A 25631-nucleotide genomic window follows, 5' to 3' on the forward strand; every position below is an offset into this window, starting at 1 on the left:
CCATGCTGTCCAGTGCGTCCACCGCCTATCGTCGCTCGTGCTACCGCCTCGACCAGTCGTGGGTTGAATCCCACGTGCTGCGTCTGCCGCGACAGTTCGGCACGATTGTGCGGCGGGCGTACACCCAGCAGCTTTTCGACGTGTCTTACCGGCAGGATGGCGAGGCCCGTCGAAAGGCCAACACCTTAGTCCGTACCGAATGCGCCCGCATCCGCCGGCTCGGCGGCAAGGTCGACCTGTCCGCCAATGATGAAGAACTGTGTTTCGCCTCCAAGCGCGCCGCCGATCTGGTGGTGCAACGGCTGCTCTATCTCCACGGTCTGTCACCCGACGATCGCCTGACCGCGCTGCTGCCGTTCCTGCACGAACGCGGGGTGCACCTTGGTGAAGAAAAGGGTGTCCCCGACGACGCCTACCGCCTGCCCAAGCGCGGCGACAACAACGTCACCGCGTCCAGCCTGCTGGACCGCCTGAGCGATGACCAGTTTTGGCGTCGGGTCCTGCGCCGCCACGCCGCCCGCAAGGTCGAGGCCGAAGCCATCCGGCAGGGGTCCGTCAACATCGGGGTCGGCTGCTACGTCAGCGACGACACGCTGCAACGCTGCCGCATGCAACGGCTGCGCAATCACCAGCTCATGGATGCCCTGACCCTCATCAACGAACAGGGCGATAGCCTGACCATGCGCGAAGCGTGGGATGCCAGCGTTTCAAACCCCGAGAACCGCCGCAACGAAACCATGACGCGCATCAGTGGGTTTGAACGCATCGCCCGCGAGTGCGGCCATGTCGGGCTGTTCATCACCGCCACCTTGCCATCGCGCTTCCACGCTTACCGCAAGGTCGCTAAGCGCAAGGCGGTGCCGAATCCCAAGTATGCCGACACCACCCCGCGCGACGGCCAGCGCCAACTGTCGGCCGAATTCGCCGCTGCTCGCGCCAAGCTTCACCGGGCCGGCATTCGCCCCTACGGCTTTCGCATTGCCGAACCGCATCACGACGGGACGCCGCACTGGCACTTCCTGCTGTTCGTCGAGGCCCGGCACCGCGATGCCTTAGTCGATGTGCTTCGCGCCTACTTCACCCGCGAGGACGCCGCCGAACTGGTCGCGGCCGGCACTGCCGCCCCGCGCTTCAAGGCCATCGACATTGACTGGAACCGGGGCAGTGCCGCTGGCTACGTCGCCAAGTACGTGGCGAAGAACATCGATGGCAAGAGACTAGATGGCGAATCCATCGGGACCACGTTCGACGGCGACGACGCCGTAACGGCGGCCGAGCGCGTTCAGGCGTGGGCATCGGTGTGGGGTATTCGCCAGTTCCAGCAGATTGGCATCGCCCCCGTGACCCTGTGGCGCGAGCTGCGCCGGATCGCCAATGAAGGCATGGACTATGACTCAGCGTTGCTGGAGAGGGCGGTTGCAGCGGCAGACGAGGGGAATTGGGCCGAATACGTCCGCGTTCTCGGTGGGACTGGCTTGACGTTGGCGGATATCCCTCTGGGCATGGCGCGGCAATGCGACCTGCCCAATCGCTACGGTGAATTGGTGATTTCCAGGGTCGATGGCGTCATCGACCGCACAGATGGTGAGCTGGTCCGCTCCCGTCTGCATGTCTGGCGAGTCGAGTTTCGCCGTCTAGAGGCAGGAGAGCGCGAGCGAAGCGAGACTGGGACTAGTGTCAATAACTGTACGCCAGCCCTGGACGGCGGAACGCCGGCCACGCTCTGGCCTGAGCATTTATCAGATCCCGTCTGGCAGAGATCCCCGGCCTATCTCGTTCCGGAGGCCGGCTATGCCTGATACCGGAAGCATTCAAACCATTTTGGTCTGTCGTGCCGCGGCGGGGGAGGGCTTCGCCCCTCTTTCTCCAGTCGACAGTGCCGGTATTTCCGTCGCGCTGTGCCCAGTTGGCACCCAGCTCTACGCCGGCCAAGCCTATGTGCTCGATGCCGGTCAGCAGCAGGTCGTCGACGCCGCCTTGGGCCCGTTCGATTACGGCTACGCCTCGGCATTGTGGGGGGTTTCCTTCACCACGGTGGTGGGCCTGTACCTCGTCTCTCACGGTATTTCGCTAGTCCTCAACATGATTCGTCGTGGCTAGTTATGCGTCCGGGCGCTTTCCCGATTTTCTCAACCAAGGAGTTTCACATGCTCAAAAAAATCACTTCCCTCACTGTCCTGTCGAGCATTGCCACCGGCGCGTTCGCTGCCGGTAGCGGCCCGGATCTGACCCCGCTCACCTCGGTGGTGGATTTTGGCACCGTCATCACCGCGGTCCTGGCTGTTGCCGGCCTGCTCGCCGGGGTGTACGTCGCGATCAAGGGTGCCAAGATCGTCATCGGCATGGTCCGCGGCGCCTAACCGGGCGCCTAACCGCACTCCCTTCACCTGGTGGGGGGCTTGTGCCCCCCTTTTCGTTGGTGCGCTATGACCATCAATCAACTGTGGTACCTGCTGATCTTCGCCTGGGGAGCACTCTGCGCTTGGGCGGTGATTCAAGGCATGAGGAGCTGACATGGAACTGGAAATCTACCTAGTGTTCTATTGGCTGATGGGGGGCATGGCTACGTTGCTGGTGCTGTGCCTGCTGGCCATGTGGTGGTTCAACCAATGAAAAAGGCGATCGCCGCTGTGGCGCTGAGCCTGATGGTCACCCAGTCCTACGCCACCAACCTCATTTTCGATGCCCAGGGCAACATTGTCGGCAGTTACGTCGCATCGACGCCGCCCTCACAGGTCGATTCGTTGCGGGCTAGGGCGGCTATTTCTGGCCTGGTGCAGCAAAATGCCGTTCAACGTGGGTTCGCCAATGCTGATCCCCGGGTGATCAGCACGGTATCTAGGGTTGGTACAGCGGCGGTGAGTTCTGCAGCAGGCGGAGCGGCCGCGATTGTCGTTGCTGGCGTGAGCGCCCCCGCGTGGGTTTCCGTGATGGCGATGGCTGCCGTGGGGACCGTGGTCGGCTACGGGGTGTCGCTGGCCCTGGATGGCGCCGTCAAATGGTTTTTTGGTGATGACGGAAGCGTTTCCGTGTCTGGCTCGCCGGGTGAAATGGCGTTCAATGAAATTCCATTTGCCTCGGGCTCCGCTAGCGGTTTTAAACCAGCAGCGATGCGGAAAGGTGGTGTCGCTTGGTGCGCGCTGACGTCCTCAGCAAATCCAATTTGTGCCGGTGATCCGGGCACGGCGATTTTTGGCTACCTAACCTCGTATGCCTGTGCTGGCCCATATCAATATCCAAATCGATTTAATCCCCCACAGTGCAGTGCGCCATACAAAATCGGTGATGGCTCGAAAACAACCTGGACCAAAATCAATGTCACTGGTGCGACGGCCAGCATCGGCCATGCGTCGGCATTCCTGCTCAATAATGGCGTTTGGTCAGAATTTAGGGGTGAGAGTTTCACATATAGCGTGACTAAATCGGTTGCGACCGTCGATTGTCCCGTTCTAAGTTACTCGGTTGGCAGCAAATGCGCCTCGCTCGGCATCACCCCAACCTCGACTGGTTCGAGTGCTGATGGGGTCAAATCGTTGTCCGATGCGGTCAATGGACTACCTGATTCCGAGAGATCGCGGCCGATCAATCCGGTTCTGCTCGCCGCGCTCGCCAACCAGCTGTGGAAGCTGGCCGCCCAGCAGCCAGGTTATGACGGCGTCCCCTACAGCAATGTCCAACCGATTACCACGGCTGATGCCCAATCGTGGCAGCAGGCCAATCCAAGTTATTACCCAACCGTTGGCGATATGACCGCTCCGATGCCGTCTGGCGGCACAGGGAATGGCGGGTCTGGTGGCAGTTCCCCATGGGCCCCTCTGCCGCCGAACTCCACGGGTACGCCAGGGACTGGGACGGATCCAGGCACTATCACTCCAGGAGGTTCAACCGGGACAAATCCGGGTGCACAGCAACCCCCGATTAATCTGGGCTCAGATCCCGGCATTGGTTCGCCCGCTCTCGAGGCAGCACCAACGGCCCGGATGATTCTCGATCCGCTGCTTAATCTGCTGCCCGATTTTAAAACGTTCATGACCCCTCAGCACCAGGCCGTGTGTCCAAAGCCTGTGTTCAACCTGTTCGGCAAAACGATAATTATGGAAAGCCACTGCATTATCGCCGAGGAGCAACGCCAAGCGCTGTACACCATCATGATGGTTGCTTGGGTCTTGATTGCCGCGCTGATTATCCTATCTGCCTGAGGTTCCATTTTCTATGTTCGGTATTATTCTTTCCGCGCTAAACATGGCTTTGGCCTGGCTGGTTCGTTCGGTCTTAGTTAAATTCGTTACATATTTCGCACTTTGGTTCGTCACAACCGAGTTTATTCAGGTGCTACAGGTGGCAGGCATTTTTCCTAATGCCAGCAGTCTTACAACTGTACTGGGAGGTATGCCCGCCGCGGTTTGGTATTTTCTAGACCTGTTTGCATTCAGTCAAGGACTGCCAATTGTGCTGGCCGCTGTTGCCACTCGATTCATTATTCGCCGAATTCCGGTTATAGGATAATCAGATGGCGATCAATGCCTATACGGGCCTGCAGGGATCCGGTAAATCATTTGAGGTTATACGTTCGGTGGTAATTGAGGCGATTGCCGCCGGCCGTAATGTCGTTACTAATATTGACGGCATCAGTGAAGAGCTAATTCATCTCTATTTGATGAAGCAGCGAGACGCCGATCCTGACAGCTTGGGACATGTGATTCATGTCGGTAATGACAGGGTGAAAGAGCCTGAGTTTTTTCCTGATGAGGGACAGCCAGATCTTTGCGCTGTTGTGCAGCCGGGAGATCTGGTAGCCATTGATGAGGCCTGGCGTTTTTGGGGCACGGACTGCGGCAAATTCAGCCATGAGCATATGCAATTTTTTCGTATGCATCGTCATTACACACATCCGATAACTGGCGTGGCCTGTGATGTAGTCCTGATGACGCAAGATATTACGGGGTTACATCGTAATCTACGCAATGTAATTGAATTTTCATTCCTGATGACCAAACTTAAATCGCTTGGGCTAACCAGGATGTATCGAGTGCAGATTTATGAGGGCTGGAAGCAAAACAAAAAAACCCAGATCGATGTTCACAACAAAAAATATGATCCAGAAATTTTTCCGCTATATAAATCCTATGCAGGGGGGCAGGGTAAGGAAAACGCTATTGACAAACGTGCCAACATCCTTACCAATAAAAAACTTTGGTTAATCGCCTTTTGTGTTGTGGCATTTATCAGTGTGGGTATCTGGAATACCTGGCGCTTCTTCCACCGCTCACCACAAGTTCAGCCCTCCGCTGCTGTAGCTCAAAATCCACAGCAGGTGGTTAAACAGCCAGCTCCTGTAGCGGTTTCGCCTGTTTTTTCTGATCGCTGGCGAGTGGTTGGCCGCTATGAGGTGGATGGGATGAGCTGGGTGGTAATTGCTAATCAGCAGAACCGCTTGCGGGTTGAGTCGGCCAGTGTTTTCACTAACAGTGGCATGTCGACCATTGGTGTTGTCGATGGTGCCAATGTGACCGTGTGGTCATCACAGAGTGCAGCCCCAGGCCCTGCCGGGCTGGGGATACCGTAATGAAAACCCTGCATTTTTCCCCTTTGTTCGCTTTCACGCGACAAACATTTGTAGCGCTCCTTCTGCTGGTTGCAGTACCAGTACTGGCGTCCCCTGCTGATGATGCGGCCGCCAAGGGCAAGCCTGCGACAACTGCTATGGCGAAACCATTGCAGACGGCTGAGCCGAAGTTCAATTTCCAAGGGGTAACGGTATCCCAAGTGGTCTCGCTCATTTACGAGGAAGTGCTCAAGAAGCCGTATGTTCTTGATCCTCGCGTTTTGGCAGACCAGCGACCGGTATCGCTTCGATTTGACGGTACAAAAGGCGAATTACCCGGTTTTCTGCGTGACTTCCTCCATTTTCTCGGTCTGAGGATCGAGTCTCGAGCCGGGGTAGATTTCGTTACCAGTGATGTTGCTGATCTGCGGATGCCAGATGTGGAGCCGCCACCAGAACTTGAGGTCTATGTGTATCGACCCAAGTTCAGAGAGCTTGCCTATCTCACTGAGCTGCTGTCGCCCCTGTTCAAAACGGGATCTTTTACAGTCAGCCGTGCTGTGCGTTCGGGGGCCGCGGAGTCCGCGACAATGGCTGCGCCTGCGAGCTCTGCCGCCGCACAGATTGACCAGCACAGTGATGTGATGGTGTTCCAGGGAACGGCTGCAGAGATTGCGCTGTTGACGCGTGTGCTGCCACAGGTCGATACACCGGCCGGTGAGGTGCTCGTCCAGGGTGTTGTCTATGAGGTGACAACGGGTCGCAATGAATCCTCGGGTTTCCAGCTTGCGCTGTCGTTGTTGGGAGGAAAGTTGGGGGTCAAGGTCAACACACCGTCGAGTGGTAATAGTGCGATCACCCTTAAAACGGCAGTCATTGATGCTGCAATTGATGCTTTGGCTAGTGATTCGCGCTTCAAAGTCGTATCAACCCCCTATCTGAGAGTGCAATCAGGGCAGGCAGCATCATTGACTGTTGGCCAGGATGTACCTGTGCTGGGCTCGGTTTCCTATCCTCAGGGAGGTGGCACACCGGTGCGCTCCGTCGACTACAAATCTGCAGGGGTGATTTTCAACATTTCACCGAGGGTTCGCGACAGCGTGATTGATGTGGATGTATCCCAGCAGGTGAGCAATTTCGTGAAGACGGAAACCGGGGTCGATGACTCGCCGACCCTGATCAAGCGGGAGCTTCGCACCCACGTGTCGGCCCAGGACGGCGAGCTGGTCGTGCTTGGTGGGCTGCGTGACGAGAAGGACAACGCAAGCCGCTCCGGGCTGTCCTTCCTGCCTGAATTCCTACGTGCTAGGTCCAGCAGCAGCACCCAGACCGAGATCCTGCTGATGCTGCAACTGACCAAGACGGCCAGCTAGATCCACAGGAACCTTGCTGGACAGGGATTATTGGTGTTTATGCGTAAATGCCTGGCTGGTTGCTGTGCAGAGGGGCTGGGAATGCTCAATCCTCGGCTCATGGGTGATCTGTCCGGGCAGTTCACGCATAAACACCAATAATTCCCTCGAGGGCTTTCTGCCTGCTCACCCTGCGTGATACGGCGCCGGCTGGCGTACCGCAGCGCGTGAGCGCGAGGAGCGCACAGCCGGCACCAGATCGCGCTGGCTCGCCTTGCCGACGGCAGGCACATTCCTTCACGAGCGGAGAGGCGGTCAAGGGTGGCCGTAGGCCACGAAGCTTGCCCTTGACGGCTTCGCAGCGACCCCACGCTCACTCGGAGGGCTGGGGTGGCAGTTCTCCCCAGCCCCCGAGGATCAAACGCGATCGTTTGTGGGGTTTGGGGCTAGCCCCACTAAAGTTCAGATCTGTCCGGAGGGACGGGGCAAGCCCACCTTGTCTGCCTGTCAAACTTCGTTGGCCCGTTCTTGGACATGGGCGTAATCGTAAAGAAGCATGCCCGATTTGATCCAAAGGCTTACCCTGTGCCTGGCTGCTGACTGTCAACTGTGTGTCGACGCTATAGTCGTGCAAAGTCGACCACAGTAGATCAATGACTCCATAAGCCATTGAAATGTCGCGCATAGTCGACCAGAGTACGGCTTTTATGGCGGAATCATAATCCGCAGGTCCGGGGTTCGAGTCCCTGATTCGCCACCAGTATTTCCAAGGGGTTAGCGCAAGCTAACCCCTTTTCGTTGTGCCGGAAAAATGCGGGGAGGGGGCGTAACCACGCAAGGCCGGACGCCTCTCCCCCTGAGGCCGGCTTACTGTGCTGAAGCGCTGGCGGCAGCCGAAATGGCATTTCGTACCGCGGCATCATGCTGTTGCAGCAGCGCCTGCAGACGGGACAGTGCTTGCTGGTACTGGCCCTGTACGACAGGGTCGCTGAAGTTCAGCTGCTGACCGTCCGGGCTGACATGGCCCTGATGCTGCGCGGCCAGCGCGGCCATGGTGGACGCTTCGACAAGCATGTCATGCCGCAACTGATCCTGTTGTACCGTGAATCCTTCCGTGATCTGAATGGCCTTGTGCAGCTCGATCCGCAATGCATCCTTGATGCCTTCCGGTGCGTGGCTGGTTTCGATGATCTGTTTCATCCCGAGCGTGGCGGACTGGTTGGCCTGGACAAATTGCTGCTGAAGCTCGCCGAGCCTTTTCAGGTCAGCCACGGACTGTGCCGCACCGGCACGCGTGCTCAGACGGGCAGGGTTGATGTTCTGCGCCAGACTGATCTTGCCCATCCGGGCATCCAGCATTTTTGTCTGGCTGTTCATCGCGCGCAATGCCGCAGCCAGTTCATTGAGCAGCTGATTGCTCGCCATCTGCCATTTGTCTTGTGCCGTCAGCGCAACGGGGGAAAGGAATGGCACCGGCACCGTGGCTGCCCCCTGGTTGGCCGCCGCCAGATTCTTCTGCGCCGCAAGCGATGCCTGACGCAACAGGAACTGGTTGGAGATGACAAGCACCGACCACAGCAGAAACAGGCCGCCCATCACCAGCCGGGCCCGGGTGTAGAAGGCACGGCGGCGGGCGACCAGCGCCAGCAAACCGTAACCCGCCCCCATGCACAGCAGCATCAACCACATCATTTGCCCGCTGGCATCGCCGAATTGCATCAGCAGTGTGGCAACAGGCAGGACAAGCAGGGCGACGAGAGGCAGTGCCCATATGGCCTGCGCCGAAACAGTACGGAATTGCGGAAAGCGTATTGGCATACTGAAAATACTGAATGAATAGGGACGGGCAGTATGCCCTGACCAGGCCCTTTCATAAACAGCACACAGAGAGTTACTCCCGGCCGGGACGAGTCATATCAGACCTCGTGCTGTTCACTGTCTGTTCGCCGCAGGTTCAAGCAGTTTCTGCTATGCCGAATTTCAGATTCGTCCTATAGAAAAGCCGCACGACTCTGGCCTTTAATGCCTCCAGCGTAACGATGCCGGTGGCACTGAGGAGCGATGCAGCAATGAACGAACGGACAGAACGCACAGTGGCGGACGACATTCAGGTCCGTCTGGCGCAGACGGCCGGGGGCGTGCCAGACGTTCCTTCCTCTCCGGTAATCAATGCATTTGACGTTTATGCCGGCCGCAACCAGCCGGGCTGGCCGGGCCAGCGCCAGCTCGAAAGCGGTTTTGGCTGGCGACTGATTGTGGATGGGGACTGGCTGGAGCTGGGGCTGTCGGCGACGACCCGCTTTGCCGGCCATGCCGCCGCCGTCTGGATCCTGGCCGACGGCCTGAAGCCCAACAACGGCAATCCGCTGCCCCTCCCGCCATCCCCGTTTCTTCTCGGCAGTGAGGGGCACGACGCCATGCTGTGGCAGACCGGTGAACCGAGCCGGTCCGTTCTCGATGTCGGCATCGTACAGCTGACCGGTGATGCCGGCGTGAGCAAGAACCTGGGCAATGTTGGCCCAGGGGCCGGACTTGCGGTACTGGGCAGCGCCGGTGCCGATGTGCTGTGGGTCAATGATCAGTACCGGGACAGCCTGTTCGTTCACGGTGGTGATGGTGATGACCAGGTGCATGGCGGTGCGGCCAACGATGCCCTGTCCGGCGGTGAAGGGGCAGACTGGCTGCATGGCCGGGACGGAAACGACATCCTGCGCGGGCACCGGGGGCAGGACCGTCTTTATGGTGGCGCGGGCCATGACTACCTGGATGGCGGGCTGGACGACGACAGGCTGTATGGCGGGGCTGGCGACGACATCCTGCAGGGCGGGCCGGGCTGCAATGTCATTGATGGCGGCGAGGGGCAGGATATCGTCCGGTTGTCCGGCCTGTTTGCAGAGTACCGGTTGTCGCGGGAGGACGCCGGGCGGATCCGCATTATTGATACCGTGAACGGCCGGGATGGCGACAACCTGCTGAAGAATGTCGAAAAGCTGCATTTCATCGACTTTAGAATGAACAACATCCCGGACCTGACCCTCAGCGGGCCGGATGCCCCGCTCCCGGCCACGGATGTCCTGACCCATGATCGTGATGGCCTGCGGCTGGGGCGGCAGGGCGCCTTCGTGCTGGCTGCCAGGCAACTGCTGGGAAACGATGTCGACTGGCAGCAGGACGCGCTCCGGATCAGTTCGCTGTCCGGCGCGGTCGGGGGTACGGTCAGCCTGGAGCCGAATGGCGACGTGACATTTGTACCGCAGCCCGGCTTCGGCGGCCTCATGCGCTTCAAGTACACCATTGCGGATGCCCGGGGGCACAGGGCCGCCACCCTGCGGAGCGGCGCCGGCGATGAGTCGGCGCGCATGGCTGCCGAGGTCATGCTGCTGACGCCGGACCTGCCCGATGATCCGGCCCTGTACCGGCAATGGCATCTGCAAGAGGCGCGGGTGCTGCCCGTGTGGCGCGACTACACCGGCCGGGGGGTGCGCATCGGCATGTACGAACCCTCTGACATTCATGCCCGCAGCAAGGAAATCATGGATATGCACCACCCGGAGCTGCGGGCCCGCCTGGATCCGGTCTGGCTGGCCGAGGCGCGTCCGGGCCGGCTGGCCGGGATCGGCAGCGACGGGGAGTACAGCCGGCACGCCACCCAGGTGGCCGGCGTGATGGTGGCAGCGCGCAATGGCGATGGCGGTGTCGGCGTGGCTTATGGCGCCACGATGGGCGGACACTGGCTCACCGGGGGGGACTTTGCGTCACTGTCTAGCATGGCTGGATACGATGTGGTCAACCATAGCTGGTCGCTGCGGCAGCCATTCAGCCTGTCTTATTTCTCCGCGGAGGTGGACAGGATATTCAGCGATTACCTGGCCGCGGTCCGCAATGGCCGGGGCGGGCTGGGAACGACGAACGTGGTGTCGGCCGGCAATGGCTGGGCCGGCGGCGGCAATGCCAATTACTCCAACATGACCAACAGCCGGACGAACGTCGTCGTGGCGGCGCTTGATCCGGCCAGCGACCTGTCCATCCTGCGGACAGATGGCAAGCGCTTTTCCAACCCCGGGGCCAATGTGCTGGTCAGTGCGCCGGGCATGAGCATCGTGTCGGCCCAGCGCCGGGTGCAGCTCGACAATGGCTCGATTACGGGGGCGGAGCTGGACTCGGTGAGAGGGACCAGCTTTGCCGCCCCCATTGTGGCGGGGACGGTGGCCCTGATGCTGGAGGCGAATCCGCATCTCGGCTATCGCGATGTTCAGGACATCCTGGCATTGTCGGCGCGGCGTACCGGGCAGGGAGACTGGCAGGAAAATGGCAGCCGAAGCTGGAATGGCGGCAGCATGCATGTCAGCCACGACTACGGTTTTGGCTCGGTGGACGCCCTTGCTGCCGTGCGTCTGGCCGAAACCTGGAACAGGCAGCGTACCGCTTACAACGAATCCTCGATGAGCAGTGCGCTGGCTTCCGGCACGCTGGCCATGGCCATCCCCGATTACCAGGAAAACGGGGTTCGCCACAGCCTGCAGGTGACGGGCCTCGACCTGCAGGTCGAGACGGTGGCAGTCAGGGTGGTGCTGACGCACGAGCATGCCGGCGATCTGGTGCTGAAGCTGGTGTCACCGTCGGGGACCGAATCGATCCTCATGGACCGGCCTGGCAAGAGCAGGCGGCCTGGAGAAGGGACGCAGCACGGCAGCCGCCACTTCAATGACACTAACCATCTGGATTTCGTGTTTTCGAGCACGCACCATCGCGGCGAAGACCCGAATGGCATCTGGACACTTGAAATCAGCGACCGCGGGGCGGCGAATACCGGCACGCTGGAGCACTGGAGCTTCAATGTATTCGGGTCTGCCGGGCTGGCGGACGATCATTACGTGTACACCGACGAGTATGCGGCGCTGGCATCGGATCCATTGCGCAACCGCCTGTCGGATGACAATGGCGGGCATGACACGCTGAACCTGGCCGCCTTGTCCGGCGCCTGCCAGGTCGATCTCAAACGGAGTACGGCGACGCTTGCCGGTACGGCGCTGACCCTGATTGACGGCCGGCAGATCGAAGACGTGCTGGCGGGCGGGTTTGACGACAGCATTCATGGCAACGAGGGCGCCAATCTGCTGCGCGGGGGGCGTGGTGATGACCGGCTGTACGGGGCTGGCGGGGGGGATACGCTGGAAGGCGGGCCGGGGAACGACCGGATGACAGGCGGCGGCGGGGCCGACCTGTTCATCATTGAGCCGGAGGCGAATGCACAGGACGTGATCCTGGATCTCACCTCCAGCGAAGCTGGGGAGGGGGATATCGTGGCGCTGGTCGGGTTCACCCCGAACCTGCTGGCGGGCAGGAAGTACACCAGCCGAAGGACGAAGGAAACCGGACCGGAAACCCTGATTGAGCTGGGCAATGGCCAGACACTGTTGATCATGGACGGATTGATGAAGCCTGACAGCAGAATCATCGATTTTGCCGACCGTGCGCAGTTGCAGCAATGGCAACAGACAAGGCATGCGACACCACTGATCGAGGGCGAACGGATACTGGATGCGCGCCGGGGACGTGTCAATCATAAAACCGGCGAGATTGGCGACGGTGCATTTCTCGGCGGAAAAGGGCCTGATCGTTTTCTGGTGCTGGCCAATACACGGCCGAACTGGTGGGTCAGCCTGCTCGCCTCCGTGACCATCAGGGTGTCCAACCTGATCATCGATTTCGACCCGGAGGCCGATACGATCGACCTGAGCCAGTTCGGCGGGCTGCACGATATCGGACAGTTGCGCATACGCGTGGCATACAGGACGTTTGGCTGGGATGGACAGTTGACCCAGGTGGCTGCCGAGCAGGGCGGGCAGTCGCTGATAGTGAATCTGTACAACGTTTCTCCGGAAGCCCTCAGTGAACGCAATTTCATCTTCGCTTCACCCGGAACCGCCGTGCCGCCGCCCGACCATCCCCCCGGCCCGCCGCGCGTCGGTGCGCCGCCTGTGCTGCTTGAGCGATTCGCCCCTGCCGCATTGCCGGTACCGGTCATTGCCGGCACCGGTGCTGCCGATACGCTGCTTGGTGACGCCGGCGGCAATCGGCTGATTGGCGGTCCGGGGGCCGACCGGATGGAGGGCGGTGCTGGCGACGACACCTATGACGTGGATGATGCCGGCGACAGGGTGATTGAACTGGCGGGCGGGGGCCATGACCTGGTGCGTTCGCGCATCGATTTCACCTTGCCGGACGAGGTCGAATGGCTGGAGCTGACCGGTAACGGGGACATCGACGGCACCGGCAATGCCGGCAGCAACCGCCTGGTCGGCAATGGTGCCGCCAACCTGCTGGATGGCCGTGCCGGCAGCGACACCCTGCTTGGCGGAGAGGGGAACGATGGCTACCGGGTCGATGACAGTGCCGACCGGGTTATCGAACTGGCCGGGCAGGGGCACGATACCGTTTTCGCCACGCTCTCGTTCACCCTGCCGTCGCATGTCGAAGACCTGGTGCTGAGCGGGTCGGCCTCGCAGGATGGCAACGGGAATGATCTGGACAACAACCTGACCGGCAACGCGTTGGCAAACCGGCTGTCCGGCGGCGCCGGCGATGACCGGATATACGGTCTGGACGGGCCGGACAGACTGAGCGGCGGTCGGGGGGACGACCTTCTGTACGGCGGGATGGGGGGGGACGTGTTCCAGTTCGGCCGTGGGGACGGGCAGGATGTCATCGGCGATTTCGACTGGGACGATGACATCCTGCGCTTTGGCCCGGGCATTGGCATGGACCAGCTCTGGTTCCGGCGGAGCGACGCGGGGGACGTGAATGTCGGCGTGATCGGTACCGGCGACAGCGTCACCCTGGCTGGCGCCGGGCCGGCGGCGGCGGCGGTGCGCTACGATTATGCGATCGAGCTCCAGAATGGCAAGCAGTTGCTCAGCCACCAGGTCGATCAGCTGATCGAGGCCATGGCCCGCTTTGCGCCGCCGCCGATGGGACAGCAGAGCCTGCCGATGGCCAATCATCCGGTGCTGGCCAGCCTCGTCGCCAGCAGCTGGCGATGAGGGCGTCGCTTTCTCTCTGCCCGGTGCTGCGCCATGCCGGATAAGTCCGCGGTCGAGGCGCTGCCCGACACCGGCCTGATCTGCCTGGCGATGATGGCCCGGCTGCATGGCAAGATTGCCGATCCGGTGCAACTGGCCCATCAGTTCATGCCTGACGGGGGGCGCTTCGGCACTGCCGATATCCTGCTGGCGGCCCGCTCGCTGGCGCTGCATGCCCGCGCGGTCCGGGTTCCGGCCGACAGACTGGCGCGCACACCGCTGCCGGCACTGGCCCAGGATGCGGACGGGCGCTTCTATCTGCTGGCCCGCGTTGACCGGGACAGCGCACTGATCCACGATCCTTGCCAGCCGCGGGCGGAACGACTGTCGCTGGCGGCGTTGCGGGCACGGGGCTGCGACGAGCTGATCCTGTTCACCTCGCGGGCGTCGGTGCTGTCCCGTCTCGGCCGTTTCGATTTCAGCTGGTTCATCCCGGCGATCGTCAAATACCGCCGGCTGCTGCTGGAAACGCTGCTGGTCAGTGTTGCGCTGCAGTGCTTTGCCCTGATCACGCCGCTGTTTTTCCAGGTGGTGATGGACAAGGTGCTGCCGCACAACGGACTGTCGACGCTCGACGTGGTGGCCACCGCGTTTCTGGTCGTGGTCATCTTCGAGTCGGTGCTGGGCGCCTTGCGCGATTATGTCTTCGCCCATACGGCCAGCCGCATCGACGTCGAGCTGGGCGCGGTGCTGTTCCGCCATCTGCTGAAACTGCCGCTGTCCTATTTTCTGGCCCGCCGGGTGGGGGATTCGGTGGCCCGGGTGCGCGAGCTGGAAAATATCCGCGCATTTCTGACCGGCAATGCGATCACCCTGATCCTGGACCTGGTCTTTTCGCTGCTGTTCATCGTCGTCATGCTGTTCTACAGCGCCTGGCTGACACTGGTGGTGCTGGCCTCGTTGCCATGCTACGTCATGCTGTCGCTGCTGGTGACGCCGGTATTGCGCGCGAGACTGGACGAGAATTTCAATCGCGGCGCGGAGAACCAGGCGTTTCTGGTCGAGTCGGTTTCCGCCGTGGCGACGATCAAGTCGATGGCGGTCGAGCCGCAACTGACCCGGCACTGGGACCGGCAACTGGCCGCCTATGTGACATCCAGCTTCCGGGCCGGGGCCGTCGGCACGCTGGCGCATGCCGGGGTGGGGCTGATCGGCAAGCTGGTCACCGTCGCCACGCTGTGGCTCGGGGCGCGGCTGGTGCTGGAGCAGCAGCTGACCGTCGGGCAACTGGTGGCCTTCAACATGCTGGCCGGCCATGTGGCACAGCCGGTCATGCGGCTGGCCCGGCTGTGGACCGATTTCCAGCAGGTCGGCATTTCGATGCAGCGGCTGGGCGACATCCTGAATGCGCCGACCGAGGCGGCCGGCAACAGGACCATGATGCCGACGCTGGGTGGCGACATCCGCTTCGAGCAGGTGTTCTTCCGTTATGGGCCGGATGGGCCGGATGTACTGAAGAACGTCACGCTGGCGATCGCGCCGGGTGAGGTCATCGGCATCGTTGGCCGTTCGGGCTCGGGCAAGAGCACGCTGACCCGGCTGGTGCAGCGGCTGTATGTGCCGTCGCGCGGCCGGGTGCTGGTGGACGGCATGGATCTGGCGCTGGTCGACGCGTCATCGCTGCGTCGACAGATTGGTGTCGTGCTGCAGGAGAACATCCTGTTCAACCGGTCCATCCGGGAAAACATTGCGCTGGCCGACCCCGGTGCCAGCCTGGAAGCCGTCATGGCCGCAAGCCGGCTGGCCGGCGCGCATGACTTCATTGCTTCGCTGCCGGAGGCATACGACACGCCGGTCAGCGAACAGGGGGCGAGCCTGTCCGGCGGGCAACGGCAGCGCATTGCCATTGCCCGTGCGCTGATGGGCCGGCCGCGCGTCCTGGTGCTGGACGAGGCCACCAGCGCGCTGGATTACGAATCCGAGCGCATCGTCCAGGAAAACATGCGGGCTATCTGTCAGGGACGAACCGTCATCATCATTGCGCACCGCCTGTCCGCCGTGCGCGATGCCCACCGCATCGTGGTGATGGATGACGGCGAGATCGTCGAACAGGGGGCGCATGCGGCACTGCTGGCGATCCCCGGCGGGGTGTATGCCGGGCTGCACCGCCTGCAGCAGGGGGAAACATGAGGGGCCGGATCCGTGTCGGCCTGCAGGCTGCACTGCTGGTCCTGAGGCAGCATGCCGATGTCTGGCGGCTGACGTGGCGCCAGCGCAAGCTGCTGGACCCGCCACGGCGGCTGGCACAGGAAAGGGAATTCCTGCCCGCTGCGCTGGCCCTGCAGGACACCCCGGTGTCGCCGCTGCCGCGGCTGGCAATGTGGCTGCTGATCGGATTCCTGCTGATCGCCCTGCTGTGGTCCTGCATCGGCCAGGTCGACGTGGTGGCGGTGGCGGGCGGCAAGGTCATTCCGAACGGGCATACCAAGACCATCCAGTCGATGGAGGCGGCGGTCGTTCGCCAGATCCGGGTCGCCGACGGGCAGCGAGTCAGGGCCGGCGAGGTGCTGATTGCGCTGGACACGACCGGCGTGCATGCCGACCGGGACCGGATCCGGGGCGAGCTGGCCGTGGTCAGTGCGCAGCTCGCACGCAGCCAGGCCATGCTGGCGGGGCTGGGGCTGGGCCGTCTGCCGGCCATGGCACGGCCTGCCGGTGTGGATGATGCGCTGTGGAGCGAGGCCATCCGGCTGGCACAGGGGCAGTTCGACGAGTTTGTTGCCCGGCGGCGGCGGATCGAGGCGGAAGTGGCGCGGCGCGAGGCCGAACTGAAAGCCTCGCAGGCCCTGGTCCACAAGCTGGAGCTGACGCTGCCGTTTGCCCGTCAGCGCGAGGCATCGTACAAGGATCTGGCCGAACGGCAGTTCGTCTCCCGCCATGGCTATATGGAGCGCGAGCAGGCCAGGATAGAGCTGGAGGCGGACCTGGCGGCGCAGCGCAGCCGGCAGCAGGAAACGACGGAAGCGCTTGGCGAGGCGCGGGCGCGCCTGGTCGAGCTGGACACGGAGACGCGCCGGATTCAGCTGCAGGGCATCAACGACAGCCTGCAGAAAACCGCGGCACTGGAGCAGGACCGCATCAAGGCCGACATGCGAACCCGCTGGATGACGCTGACCGCACCGGTGGACGGGACGGTCCAGCAACTGGCAGTGCATACCGTCGGCGGGGTGGTGACGCCGGCCCAGCCGCTGATGCTGGTGGTGCCGCGGGACGGCGCGCTGGAGGTGGAGGCGTTTGTCGCCAACAAGGATGTCGGTTTCGTCCATGCCGGGCAGTTGGCCGAGATCAAGGTGGAGACCTTCCAGTTCACCCGCTACGGCACGATCCCGGCAACGGTCGTTTCGGTGTCGCACGATGCGATCAACGATGAGCGGCGCGGGCTGGTCTATGCGGCCCGGATCCGGCTGCACCGGACGTCGATCCGTGTCGACGGGCGCGAGGTCGGGCTGGCGCCGGGCATGGCGGTCTCGGCCGAGATCAGGACCGGCACGCGCCGGGTGATCGATTTCTTCCTCAGCCCGCTGCAGCAGTACCGGGACGAAAGCCTGCAGGAACGCTGATCAGGTGTGGCTGGCCGGCAGGCGGAAGATGGCGACGGTCTGCTCCAGCGCCTCGACCGTTGCATTCAGCGTGTCGGTGGTGCTGGCCAGATTCTCCGTGGCCTGGTGATTGTTGGCGGTCATGCTGGCGACCTGCTCGACACGCCTGGCGATATCGAGCGCGCCGGTCCGGGTTTCGCTCAGGGCGGCCAGGATGCGGCCCAGCTCGCTGCGCGCCGTGTCGGCGTCCTGGCGGACATCGCTCATGATGGCCAGCGCCTGGTTTGCGTCGCTGACGGTGCTTTGCACCTGCTCGGCCCCGTCGTGAATGCTCCTGACCGCCTGGCGGGTCAGGCCGGTCACGTCGATGGTGACCCGGTTGATCGATTCGGTCGCGGTCGCCGTGCGCTCGGCCAGTTTGCGGACTTCGTCCGCCACCACGGCGAAACCGCGACCGGATTCGCCGGCGCGCGCCGCCTCGATGGCGGCATTCAGCGCCAGCAGATTGGTCTGGTCGGCCACGTCGCGGATCAACTGCACGATATGGTCGATTTCGACGATCTTCTCGTCGAGTTGCTGGATCTCGTCGGCAGCCTGGCCGACCGTTGTCGCAGCATGGGTCACCAGATTGACCACACTGCGGATGCTGGCCTCGCCCTGCAATGCCGATTCGCCGCTTTCCTCGACCTTGCGCGTCGCGTCGAGCATGGTGTCGATGGCGACCGACAACTGCTCGGTCGCCGACGCGATGGCATCGGTGGCCAGCGTTTGCTGGCGGCTGTTGCCGCTGAGCGAATGCGCGTGTGCACCGACATCGACCGAGACGCGCTGCAGTACCTGCGCCTGCTGGTTCAGCCGGGACAGAATGTCGCGCCAGCGCGACTGCATGTTGACCAGTGCCGTCAGCAGGCTGTTCTCGCTGGAGGCGCCGGTCTTGATGGTGTGGGTAAAGTCGCCATCAGCAATCGACTGGGTCAGCTTGCGTGCCGTGACCGGTTCGCAGCCGAGCTGGCGGAAAATGCTGCGGTACAGACCCCACGAGGCGATGATGACCACCGCCAGCGAGATCAGGCACAGCAGGATCAGCCCGTAGCGCGTCATGTCGAGAGCGTTGAGCTGTTTTGCCCCGCTGTCCCGGGCTTCGGTGACAATTTTCTCGCGCAGGGCCTGCAGGCGCTGGTCCGACGCGCTGGTCTGGGCATCGAAGCCATCGGGCGCCTGCATGATGGCATTGCCGGCTTCGCGGCTCTGCTGGTAGGCGGCGGCCATGCGGATGCCGGTGTCGTACAGATGCCGGGCCGCACTGGCGAGTGCCTGGCTGTCGTCGCGCAGGGGCGGGGCCAGCCTGGCGATATCGTCGAGGCGGGCCAGTGCGTCATCGCGGGCCTTGGCGGCTTCCTTCAGACTGTCGGCGTTGCCAGTGGCGGCGGTGTCGGTCATGAACTGCTGGATCTGCACGAAGTCGTAGCGGACCTCGGCCAGATCGGCGACCAGCGGCTCGACCACATTGCGGTTGGTATCGTACAGGGCGGACAACTGTTGCAGACGCAGCAGCGGGACGATGGTCAGCGCCAGAATCAGACCGATGCTGAGCAGCATGAAACCCTTCAACAGGGGCCCGACCCGATTCATTGACAGCCGCATGCCGCTCTTTCATTGTCGGTTGGAGTAACTACGACAATAGCATGCGGCTTTGCCATGCACTGCAAAATCCTTAGCGCCGGGCGGGCGCCGGGCAAAAAAAACCCGCCATGGCTGGCGGGAAAAGTAACCTTGAAAAAAACCTGGAGAATCAATCGCGGGCGTCTTTGGGTTTGCCTCCTTTCGGCCAGTCTTTCAATCGGTCGGGGAAATCGGGTCGCGGCTGGTGGGTGAAATATTCGGCCACGTCGACGGCGTCCTGCGGGCTCAGCGCGCCGCCCTGACCCAGCGGGGCATTCAGTCCGTGCGCAATCGGCATGTTGTGCAGCACGAAGGCCGCGGCGGTATAGGTCCGGGCCATGCCGGCGCCGATATTGAAGGACTGGGGGCCCCACAGCGGCGGGAACACGAACTCGCCATCCCGCTTCCTGCCCTGCCCGTCGTCGCCGTGACAGCTGGCGCAACTGGCGGCGTATACCGCCTTGCCGCGTACCGGATCGGGAACCAGATCCTTGTTGATCTTGCCGATGCCGCGACCGGTCCTGTCACCGCGCGGCACGTCGGCCGACAGCCAGCGCATATAGGCCAGCATTGCGCGCATCTCGCGCGAATCGGGCGGCAGCGGCTTGCCGTTCATCGAGCGGCGGAAACAGCCGTTGATGCGTTCGGTCAGCGTGACGTCGCGACCGGCGCGCGGGTTGTAGCCGGGATAGTCGTTCCAGACGCCGACGAATGGCGAAGCCTTCGCCACCTTGCCGGCGCCGAGGTGGCAGCTCGAACAGTTGAGCGCGTTGCCGACATTGCCCGGCAGCAGGCGCGCGGTCTCATTGGTCAGCCGCTGTCCGAGCCGGATCTGCGCGCCGGCCTCGCCGGGCGGCATGCTGCTGTCGCGCGGCGGCGAGAACGGGCGCGCGCCGGCCGGCTGCGCCCAGGCGGGCGACGCGGCCAGGCAGAACGCCAGGGTGGCGGCGCCGGCCCAGCCGGCGAGGACGGAGATGCGGTCAGCGGCGTTCATGCGATTTCTCCAGCGATTCGCGGACAGCGGCGACATCGGCCTCGCTGACCGCGCTTGCGTGATTGCCCCAACTGGAGCGGATAAAGGACAGGACCTCGGCGGTTTCGCGGTTGTTGAGCTGCGGCAGGCCAGGCATGGCAAAAGCCATGGTGTCGGCGACGGTATGCGGCATGCGCCCGCCCTCGAGCACGATGCGGATCAGCGAGCGCGTATCGTCGGTCAGCAGTACCGAGTTGCCGGCCAGCGCCGGATAGATGCGCGGGAAGCCGCCGCCATCATCGCGGTGACAGCTGGCGCAGAACTCGACATAGGTACTGGCGCCCGGCTGACGGTAGTCGCCGCTGCGCAACTGGCCCCGGGTGACATGGGCGCCGGCGGCCGAATAGACCGTTGGCGCACCGGCACTGGCCGGCAGGGCCTTCAGATAGGTCGCCACGGCGGCCAGATCAGTCCGTTCCAGATGGCTGCTGCTGTGCTCGATGACCTCGGCCATGCCACCGAATGCCGCGCTCTTGTCATTGCGGCCGGTTTTCAGGAATTCGACGATATCGGCCTCGCTCCAGTCGCCGAGCCCGCGGCCCTTGTCGCCGCGCAGGCTCTTGGCGAACCAGCCGCCGATATTGTTGCCGGCCAGGAACTCGCTGCCGTCGCGCGCGCTCAGTGCCTTTTCCTGATAGGCGAGGCCGCGTGGCGTGTGACAGGAACCGCAGTGGGCCAGCCCCTCGACCAGATAGGCGCCACGATTCCATGCCGCACTCCTGTCCGCCTGGACCCTGTAAGGCCGCGCATCGACGAACAGCCAGTTCCAGATCTTCAGCGGCCAGCGCATGCTCAGCGGCCACGGGATGTCGCTGCCCCGGTTTGGCTGGCTGACTGCCGGCACGCCGGCCATGAAGAATGCGTACAGATCGCGCATGTCGGCGTCGCTGACGCTGGCATACGACGGATACGGCATGGCCGGGTACAGCGGGTCGCCATTGGCGGCCACGCCTTCGCGGACCGCGCGGGCAAACTGGTCGTAGCTGTAGTTGCCGATGCCGGTTTTCCGGTCGGGCGTGATATTGGTTGCGTAGATGCGGCCGACCGGCGTGTCGAACGGCAGACCGCCCGCGTAGGCGGCGCCTCCCGGCCGGGTATGGCAGGCGATACAGTCGCCGGCCCGGGCCAGGTACTGACCGCGTCGGATCGAATCCGTGCTGAACGCGGCCTGCACGCAGGCAGGCAGCAACAGCAGCATGAGCGCGGCGCTGAGTCCTGAATGTCGCATGGCACCCCCTGGATGAATCGCTATGGAATGTCGCCAATCTATCCATCGGCCCGTCGGCCGGCATGGGGGAGACGCGCACCCCGGCTAGGCGATCAACACAATTGTCCGGTAGGCGGAAATGTGCTAGCCAGTCAGGGGGTTGAAGCAACTGTTTGATTCTGATGCGGTTTCATGAAATGTCGTCGTTCTGCGCCGCAGGCGGACAAATGCATGCCGTTTGCTGCAGATCAACCGTGCCGGGGCCGGGGCTGCGCGCCAGAGACGGGATATTGTCCGGCCGGCGGTTTTTCGCCCGGTTGATGCAGATGCTACAATTCGCGTAACCGAATTCATTTCGAGGCACAAAAACCGGCATTGGCCGGTTTTGCCTTCTTATTTTCATAAAGTCGCATGAAAAAGCTCTATATCAAGACCTTCGGCTGCCAGATGAACGAGTATGACTCGGACAAGATGGCCGATGTGCTCGGCGCAGGCGAGGCACTGTCCAGAACCGACTCGCCGGAAGACGCGGACATCATCCTGTTCAACACCTGTTCGGTGCGGGAAAAGGCCCAGGAGAAAGTGTTCTCCGATCTGGGGCGCGTCCGCCACCTGAAACAGCTGAACCCGGATCTGGTGATCGGCGTCGGTGGCTGCGTGGCCTCGCAGGAAGGGGACGCCATTGTCCGGCGCGCACCGTTCGTCGACGTGGTGTTCGGGCCGCAGACCCTGCACCGCCTGCCGGAAATGATTGCCGCCCGTCGCGCCGAAGGTCGGGCCCAGGTCGACATCTCGTTCCCGGAAATCGAAAAATTCGATCACCTGCCGCCGGCCCGGGTCGACGGTGGTGCCGCCTTCGTGTCGATCATGGAAGGCTGTTCCAAGTACTGTACTTTCTGTGTCGTGCCGTACACGCGCGGCGAGGAAGTCAGCCGGCCGCTGGCCGACGTGCTGGCCGAAATCGCCGGGCTGACCGCGCAGGGCGTCAAGGAAATCACGCTGCTGGGGCAGAACGTCAACGCCTATCGCGGGCGGATGGACGATGGCGAAATCGCCGACTTCGCCTTCCTGCTCGACTGTGTGCACGAGGTGCCCGGCGTCGAGCGCATCCGCTTTACCACCAGCCACCCGCGTGAATTCACCGACCGGCTGATCGACTGCTTTGCGCGGCTGCCGAAGCTGGTGTCACACCTGCACCTGCCGATCCAGTCCGGTTCCGACCGTCTGCTGGCGGCGATGAAGCGTGGCTATACCGTGCTCGAATACAAGTCGATCGTGCGCAAGCTGCGCGCAGTGCGTCCGGACCTGTGCCTGAGTTCGGACTTTATCGTCGGCTTCCCCGGCGAGACCGACGACGACTTCGCCCGCACCCTCAAGCTGGTCGAGGAACTGGACTACGACGCCAGCTTCGTGTTCATCTACTCGCCGCGCCCCGGTACGCCGGCAGCAGACCTGCCGGACACGACGCCGCACGAGGTCAAGATCCGGCGCCTGCAGGCGCTGACGGACGTGCTGGACCGCAATACACTGGCGATCAACGAAGCCATGGTGGGTACCGTGCAGCGGGTGCTGGTCGAGGGCATATCCCGCCGCGACGGCAACGAGCTGGCGGCGCGCAGCGCCAACAATCGCGTGGTGAATGTGGTCGGTCATCCGCGCTTGCTGAATTCGATGATCGAAGTTGTCATCACGGAAGCCTATTCTCACAGCGTGCGTGGAGAAATCCTCACCGTCGAGTCCGATTAACCCCATCGTTCCCTCGCCACAGCGGGGGGCTGGTCGTATGCCCCATATCGAACATATCGCCTTCAATCCGGTCGACAACGCGCGGCTCATGAACCTGTGCGGCGCGCTGGACGACAACCTCAAGCAGATCGAAACCGCGCTCGATGTTGCCATCTCGCGCCGCAACGAGAAATTCAAGATCGCCGGCAGCCGTGCCCGTGAAGCGGTGCAGGTGCTGGAGTCGTTCTACCTGCGCGCGCAGCGGGCGCTGGATGTCGAGGACATCCAGCTCGGGCTGATCGAACTGAAGCGCGGCATGGATCCTGAGACCACGGCCGAGGTCGAGGGCGGTACGCCGGCGCTGATGACGCGCAAGGGCGACCTGTTCGGCCGCACACCGGGGCAGAACGTCTATATCCGTGCCATCCAGAATCACGACGTGACTTTCGGCATCGGCCCGGCCGGTACCGGCAAGACCTATCTGGCGGTCGCCAGTGCGGTCGACGCGATGGAGCGCGACGCGGTCAAGCGCATCGTGCTGGTCCGTCCCGCGGTCGAGGCCGGCGAGAAGCTTGGCTTCCTGCCCGGCGATCTGGCACAGAAGGTCGACCCGTATCTGCGGCCGCTGTACGACGCGCTGTATGACCTGATGGGCTTCGACCGGGTGGCCAAGCTGTTCGAGAAGAACCTGATCGAGATTGCACCGCTGGCCTATATGCGCGGCCGGACGCTGAATCACGCCTTCATCATCCTCGACGAGGCGCAGAACACCACCCCGGAACAGATGAAAATGTTCCTGACCCGCATCGGCTTCGGCTCGCGCGCGGTAGTGACCGGCGACGTGACCCAGATCGACCTGGCCCGGCACCAGAAGAGCGGGCTGGTCGAGGTCGAACGCATTCTCAGCAATGTGCGCGGCATTGCCTTTCACCATTTCAACAGCGAAGACGTCGTGCGCCATCCGCTGGTGCAGAAGATCGTCGACGCTTACGACCGCTGGAACGAAACCGGCGACGCAGCAGAAGAAAGACACGCATGAAACTTGCCAGGACACGCTTCCGTCCCGCCCCGAAACAACTCGACCTCGATGTCGGACTCAGCGTCTGTCCGCCCGGCACGCCGTCGCCGTCGGCCTTTGCGCGCTGGATCAGCGCCGCGCTCGGCAACACCCGCCGTGCGCAGCTGTCGCTGCGCGTGGTCGATGAAGAGGAAGGCCGCGCACTGAACCACCAGTACCGCGACAAGGACTATGCGACCAATGTGCTGACCTTTGCGCTGAACGAGGGCGAGGACAGCATTGCCGGCCTGCCGCTGTTCGGCGATATCGTGCTGACCGCGCCGGTGGTGGCGCGCGAGGCCGACGAGCAGGGCAAAAGCATCGAAGCGCATTATGCCCACCTGACCGTGCACGGTGTCCTGCACCTGCAGGGCCACGACCACCAGTCGGACGAGGAAGCGGAAGCGATGGAGTCGCTCGAAACCCGCATCCTGGCCCGCCTGGGATACCCCGACCCTTACGCCGAGGAGCGTTGAACCCCGCTTATGGACGACCCCAGTAGTAGTCACAAACCCGGCTGGCTGGAACGCCTGTCCGCCATGCTGCTGCGCGAACCCGAGGACCGCAAGGAACTCGTGACGCTGCTGCATTCCGCCTTCGAGCGCAACCTGCTCGATGCCGAAGCGCTGTCGATGATCGAGGGCGTGCTGGCCGTGTCCGAGCTGGCCGTGCGCGACGTGATGATCCCGCGCAGCCAGATGGACGTGGTGCAGGTCGACGACTCGGTCGAGACCTTCCTGCCGTTCGTGCTCGAGTGCGCGCACTCGCGCTTCCCGGTCATCGGCGACAGCAAGGACGAGGTGATCGGCATCCTGCTGGCCAAGGAACTGCTGCAGTACTTCGCCGATCCGGCCGGCTTCGACCTGCGCGACAGCCTGCGGCCGGCGGTGTTCATCCCCGAATCCAAGCGCCTGAACGTGCTGCTGCGCGAGTTCCGCCAGACGCGCAACCACATGGCCATCGTCGTCGACGAGTATGGCGGCGTGGCCGGCGTGGTGACCATTGAGGACGTGATCGAGCAGATCGTCGGCGATATCGAGGACGAATACGACTTCGACGAGACCGAGGGCTATATCGTCCCCGGCCGCAACGGGCGCTGGCGGGTCAAGGCGATCACCGAGATCGAGGACTTCAACGAGGCGTTCCACACCGATTTCCCCGATGACGAAGTCGATACCATCGGTGGCCTGGTGGTCGCGCAGTTTGGCCATCTGCCGAAGCGTGGCGAAGTGGTCGAGTTTGCCGGCTGGCGCTTCACCGTCCAGCGGGCCGACAGCCGGCGGGTACAGGTGCTGCTGGTCGAGCGTCTGCCCGAGCAGATGTCGCTTCTGGCTTCTTCCGACGAATGAGCGGCCGGCAGGGGTGTACCTTGCCCGCCCGTCATTCCCTGTCTGCAATCCGCCGCGCGGCTGGCCGCGCGGCCTTTTTG

At 62.9% G+C, this 25631-nt stretch carries 18 protein-coding genes; 14 read left to right on the forward strand and 4 right to left on the reverse strand.

What is annotated here, in order from left to right; all coding sequences use genetic code 11:
• Positions 1-2: 2 nt before the first annotated feature.
• From ACYVG8_RS15095 to ACYVG8_RS15125, 7 genes are all read left to right on the forward strand, one after another.
• A complete protein-coding gene (locus ACYVG8_RS15095) occupies positions 3-1799 on the forward strand; it encodes a replication endonuclease (RefSeq protein WP_460746197.1) in 1797 nt (598 codons plus the stop codon).
• Complete coding sequence (locus tag ACYVG8_RS15100) at positions 1792-2100, forward strand: hypothetical protein (protein ID WP_460746199.1); 309 nt, start codon at positions 1792-1794, stop codon at positions 2098-2100. The genes ACYVG8_RS15095 and ACYVG8_RS15100 overlap by 8 nt, the downstream gene beginning before the upstream one ends.
• 47 nt (positions 2101-2147) lie before the next feature.
• Entirely contained in the window at positions 2148-2360 is a 213-nt protein-coding gene (locus ACYVG8_RS15105; protein ID WP_460746200.1) for a hypothetical protein, read from the forward strand.
• Positions 2361-2609: 249 nt separating this feature from the next.
• Entirely contained in the window at positions 2610-4199 is a 1590-nt protein-coding gene (locus ACYVG8_RS15110; protein ID WP_460746201.1) for a hypothetical protein, read from the forward strand.
• A gap of 13 nt (positions 4200-4212) precedes the next feature.
• Entirely contained in the window at positions 4213-4506 is a 294-nt protein-coding gene (locus ACYVG8_RS15115; RefSeq protein ID WP_460746202.1) for a DUF2523 family protein, read from the forward strand.
• Positions 4507-4510: 4 nt separating this feature from the next.
• Positions 4511-5566: a zonular occludens toxin family protein gene (locus ACYVG8_RS15120; protein ID WP_460746204.1), complete on the forward strand. Its 1056-nt coding sequence runs from the start codon at positions 4511-4513 to the stop codon at positions 5564-5566.
• Complete coding sequence (locus ACYVG8_RS15125) at positions 5566-6918, forward strand: type II secretion system protein GspD (RefSeq protein WP_460746205.1); 1353 nt, start codon at positions 5566-5568, stop codon at positions 6916-6918. The genes ACYVG8_RS15120 and ACYVG8_RS15125 overlap by 1 nt, the downstream gene beginning before the upstream one ends.
• A gap of 846 nt (positions 6919-7764) precedes the next feature.
• Here ACYVG8_RS15125 and ACYVG8_RS15130 read toward each other — a convergent pair.
• A complete protein-coding gene (locus ACYVG8_RS15130; protein ID WP_460746206.1) occupies positions 7765-8589 on the reverse strand; it encodes a hypothetical protein in 825 nt (274 codons plus the stop codon).
• Positions 8590-8966: 377 nt separating this feature from the next.
• Here ACYVG8_RS15130 and ACYVG8_RS15135 point away from each other — a divergent pair, with 377 nt between their 5' ends.
• From ACYVG8_RS15135 to ACYVG8_RS15145, 3 genes are read left to right on the forward strand one after another with little or no spacing between them, the layout of a single operon-like run.
• On the forward strand, positions 8967-13940 hold the full coding sequence (locus tag ACYVG8_RS15135; protein WP_460746208.1) for a S8 family serine peptidase: 4974 nt from the start codon (positions 8967-8969) through the stop codon (positions 13938-13940).
• A 33-nt stretch (positions 13941-13973) separates the two neighbouring features.
• On the forward strand, positions 13974-16109 hold the full coding sequence (locus ACYVG8_RS15140; RefSeq protein WP_028498166.1) for a type I secretion system permease/ATPase: 2136 nt from the start codon (positions 13974-13976) through the stop codon (positions 16107-16109).
• On the forward strand, positions 16106-17539 hold the full coding sequence (locus tag ACYVG8_RS15145; protein WP_036385129.1) for an HlyD family type I secretion periplasmic adaptor subunit: 1434 nt from the start codon (positions 16106-16108) through the stop codon (positions 17537-17539). Before ACYVG8_RS15140 ends, ACYVG8_RS15145 begins: the two co-directional genes overlap by 4 nt.
• Here the strand turns inward: ACYVG8_RS15145 and ACYVG8_RS15150 are convergent, their stop codons facing one another.
• The 3 genes from ACYVG8_RS15150 to ACYVG8_RS15160 all read right to left on the reverse strand — a co-directional run bounded on the left by ACYVG8_RS15150 (position 17540) and on the right by ACYVG8_RS15160 (position 21411).
• The gene (locus ACYVG8_RS15150; protein ID WP_158537387.1) at positions 17540-19117 is read right to left on the reverse strand and encodes a methyl-accepting chemotaxis protein; all 1578 of its coding nucleotides are present in this window, start codon (positions 19115-19117) and stop codon (positions 17540-17542) included.
• A 193-nt stretch (positions 19118-19310) separates the two neighbouring features.
• Positions 19311-20174 carry a c-type cytochrome gene (locus tag ACYVG8_RS15155; protein ID WP_199489715.1) on the reverse strand — a complete coding sequence of 288 codons (864 nt, stop codon included), beginning with the start codon at positions 20172-20174 and terminating at the stop codon, positions 19311-19313.
• Positions 20161-21411: a c-type cytochrome gene (locus ACYVG8_RS15160; protein ID WP_199489714.1), complete on the reverse strand. Its 1251-nt coding sequence runs from the start codon at positions 21409-21411 to the stop codon at positions 20161-20163. The genes ACYVG8_RS15155 and ACYVG8_RS15160 overlap by 14 nt, the downstream gene beginning before the upstream one ends.
• Positions 21412-21831: 420 nt before the next feature.
• On the opposite strand from ACYVG8_RS15160, the gene miaB reads away from it, so the two are divergent.
• The 4 genes from miaB to ACYVG8_RS15180 are packed head-to-tail and all read left to right on the forward strand — an operon-like array spanning position 21832 to position 25551.
• Positions 21832-23166: a tRNA (N6-isopentenyl adenosine(37)-C2)-methylthiotransferase MiaB gene (miaB, locus tag ACYVG8_RS15165; protein WP_028498161.1), complete on the forward strand. Its 1335-nt coding sequence runs from the start codon at positions 21832-21834 to the stop codon at positions 23164-23166.
• Between the two features lie 37 nt (positions 23167-23203).
• Positions 23204-24184 (forward strand): PhoH family protein, encoded by a 981-nt coding sequence (locus tag ACYVG8_RS15170; RefSeq protein WP_036385123.1) that lies wholly within the window; start codon positions 23204-23206, stop codon positions 24182-24184.
• Positions 24181-24678: an rRNA maturation RNase YbeY gene (gene ybeY / locus ACYVG8_RS15175; protein WP_281661568.1), complete on the forward strand. Its 498-nt coding sequence runs from the start codon at positions 24181-24183 to the stop codon at positions 24676-24678. Before ACYVG8_RS15170 ends, ybeY begins: the two co-directional genes overlap by 4 nt.
• Positions 24679-24687: 9 nt before the next feature.
• A complete protein-coding gene (locus tag ACYVG8_RS15180; protein WP_028498159.1) occupies positions 24688-25551 on the forward strand; it encodes an HlyC/CorC family transporter in 864 nt (287 codons plus the stop codon).
• The last annotated feature ends 80 nt before the right edge of the window (positions 25552-25631 follow it).

This window comes from Microvirgula curvata (genome assembly GCF_054781615.1).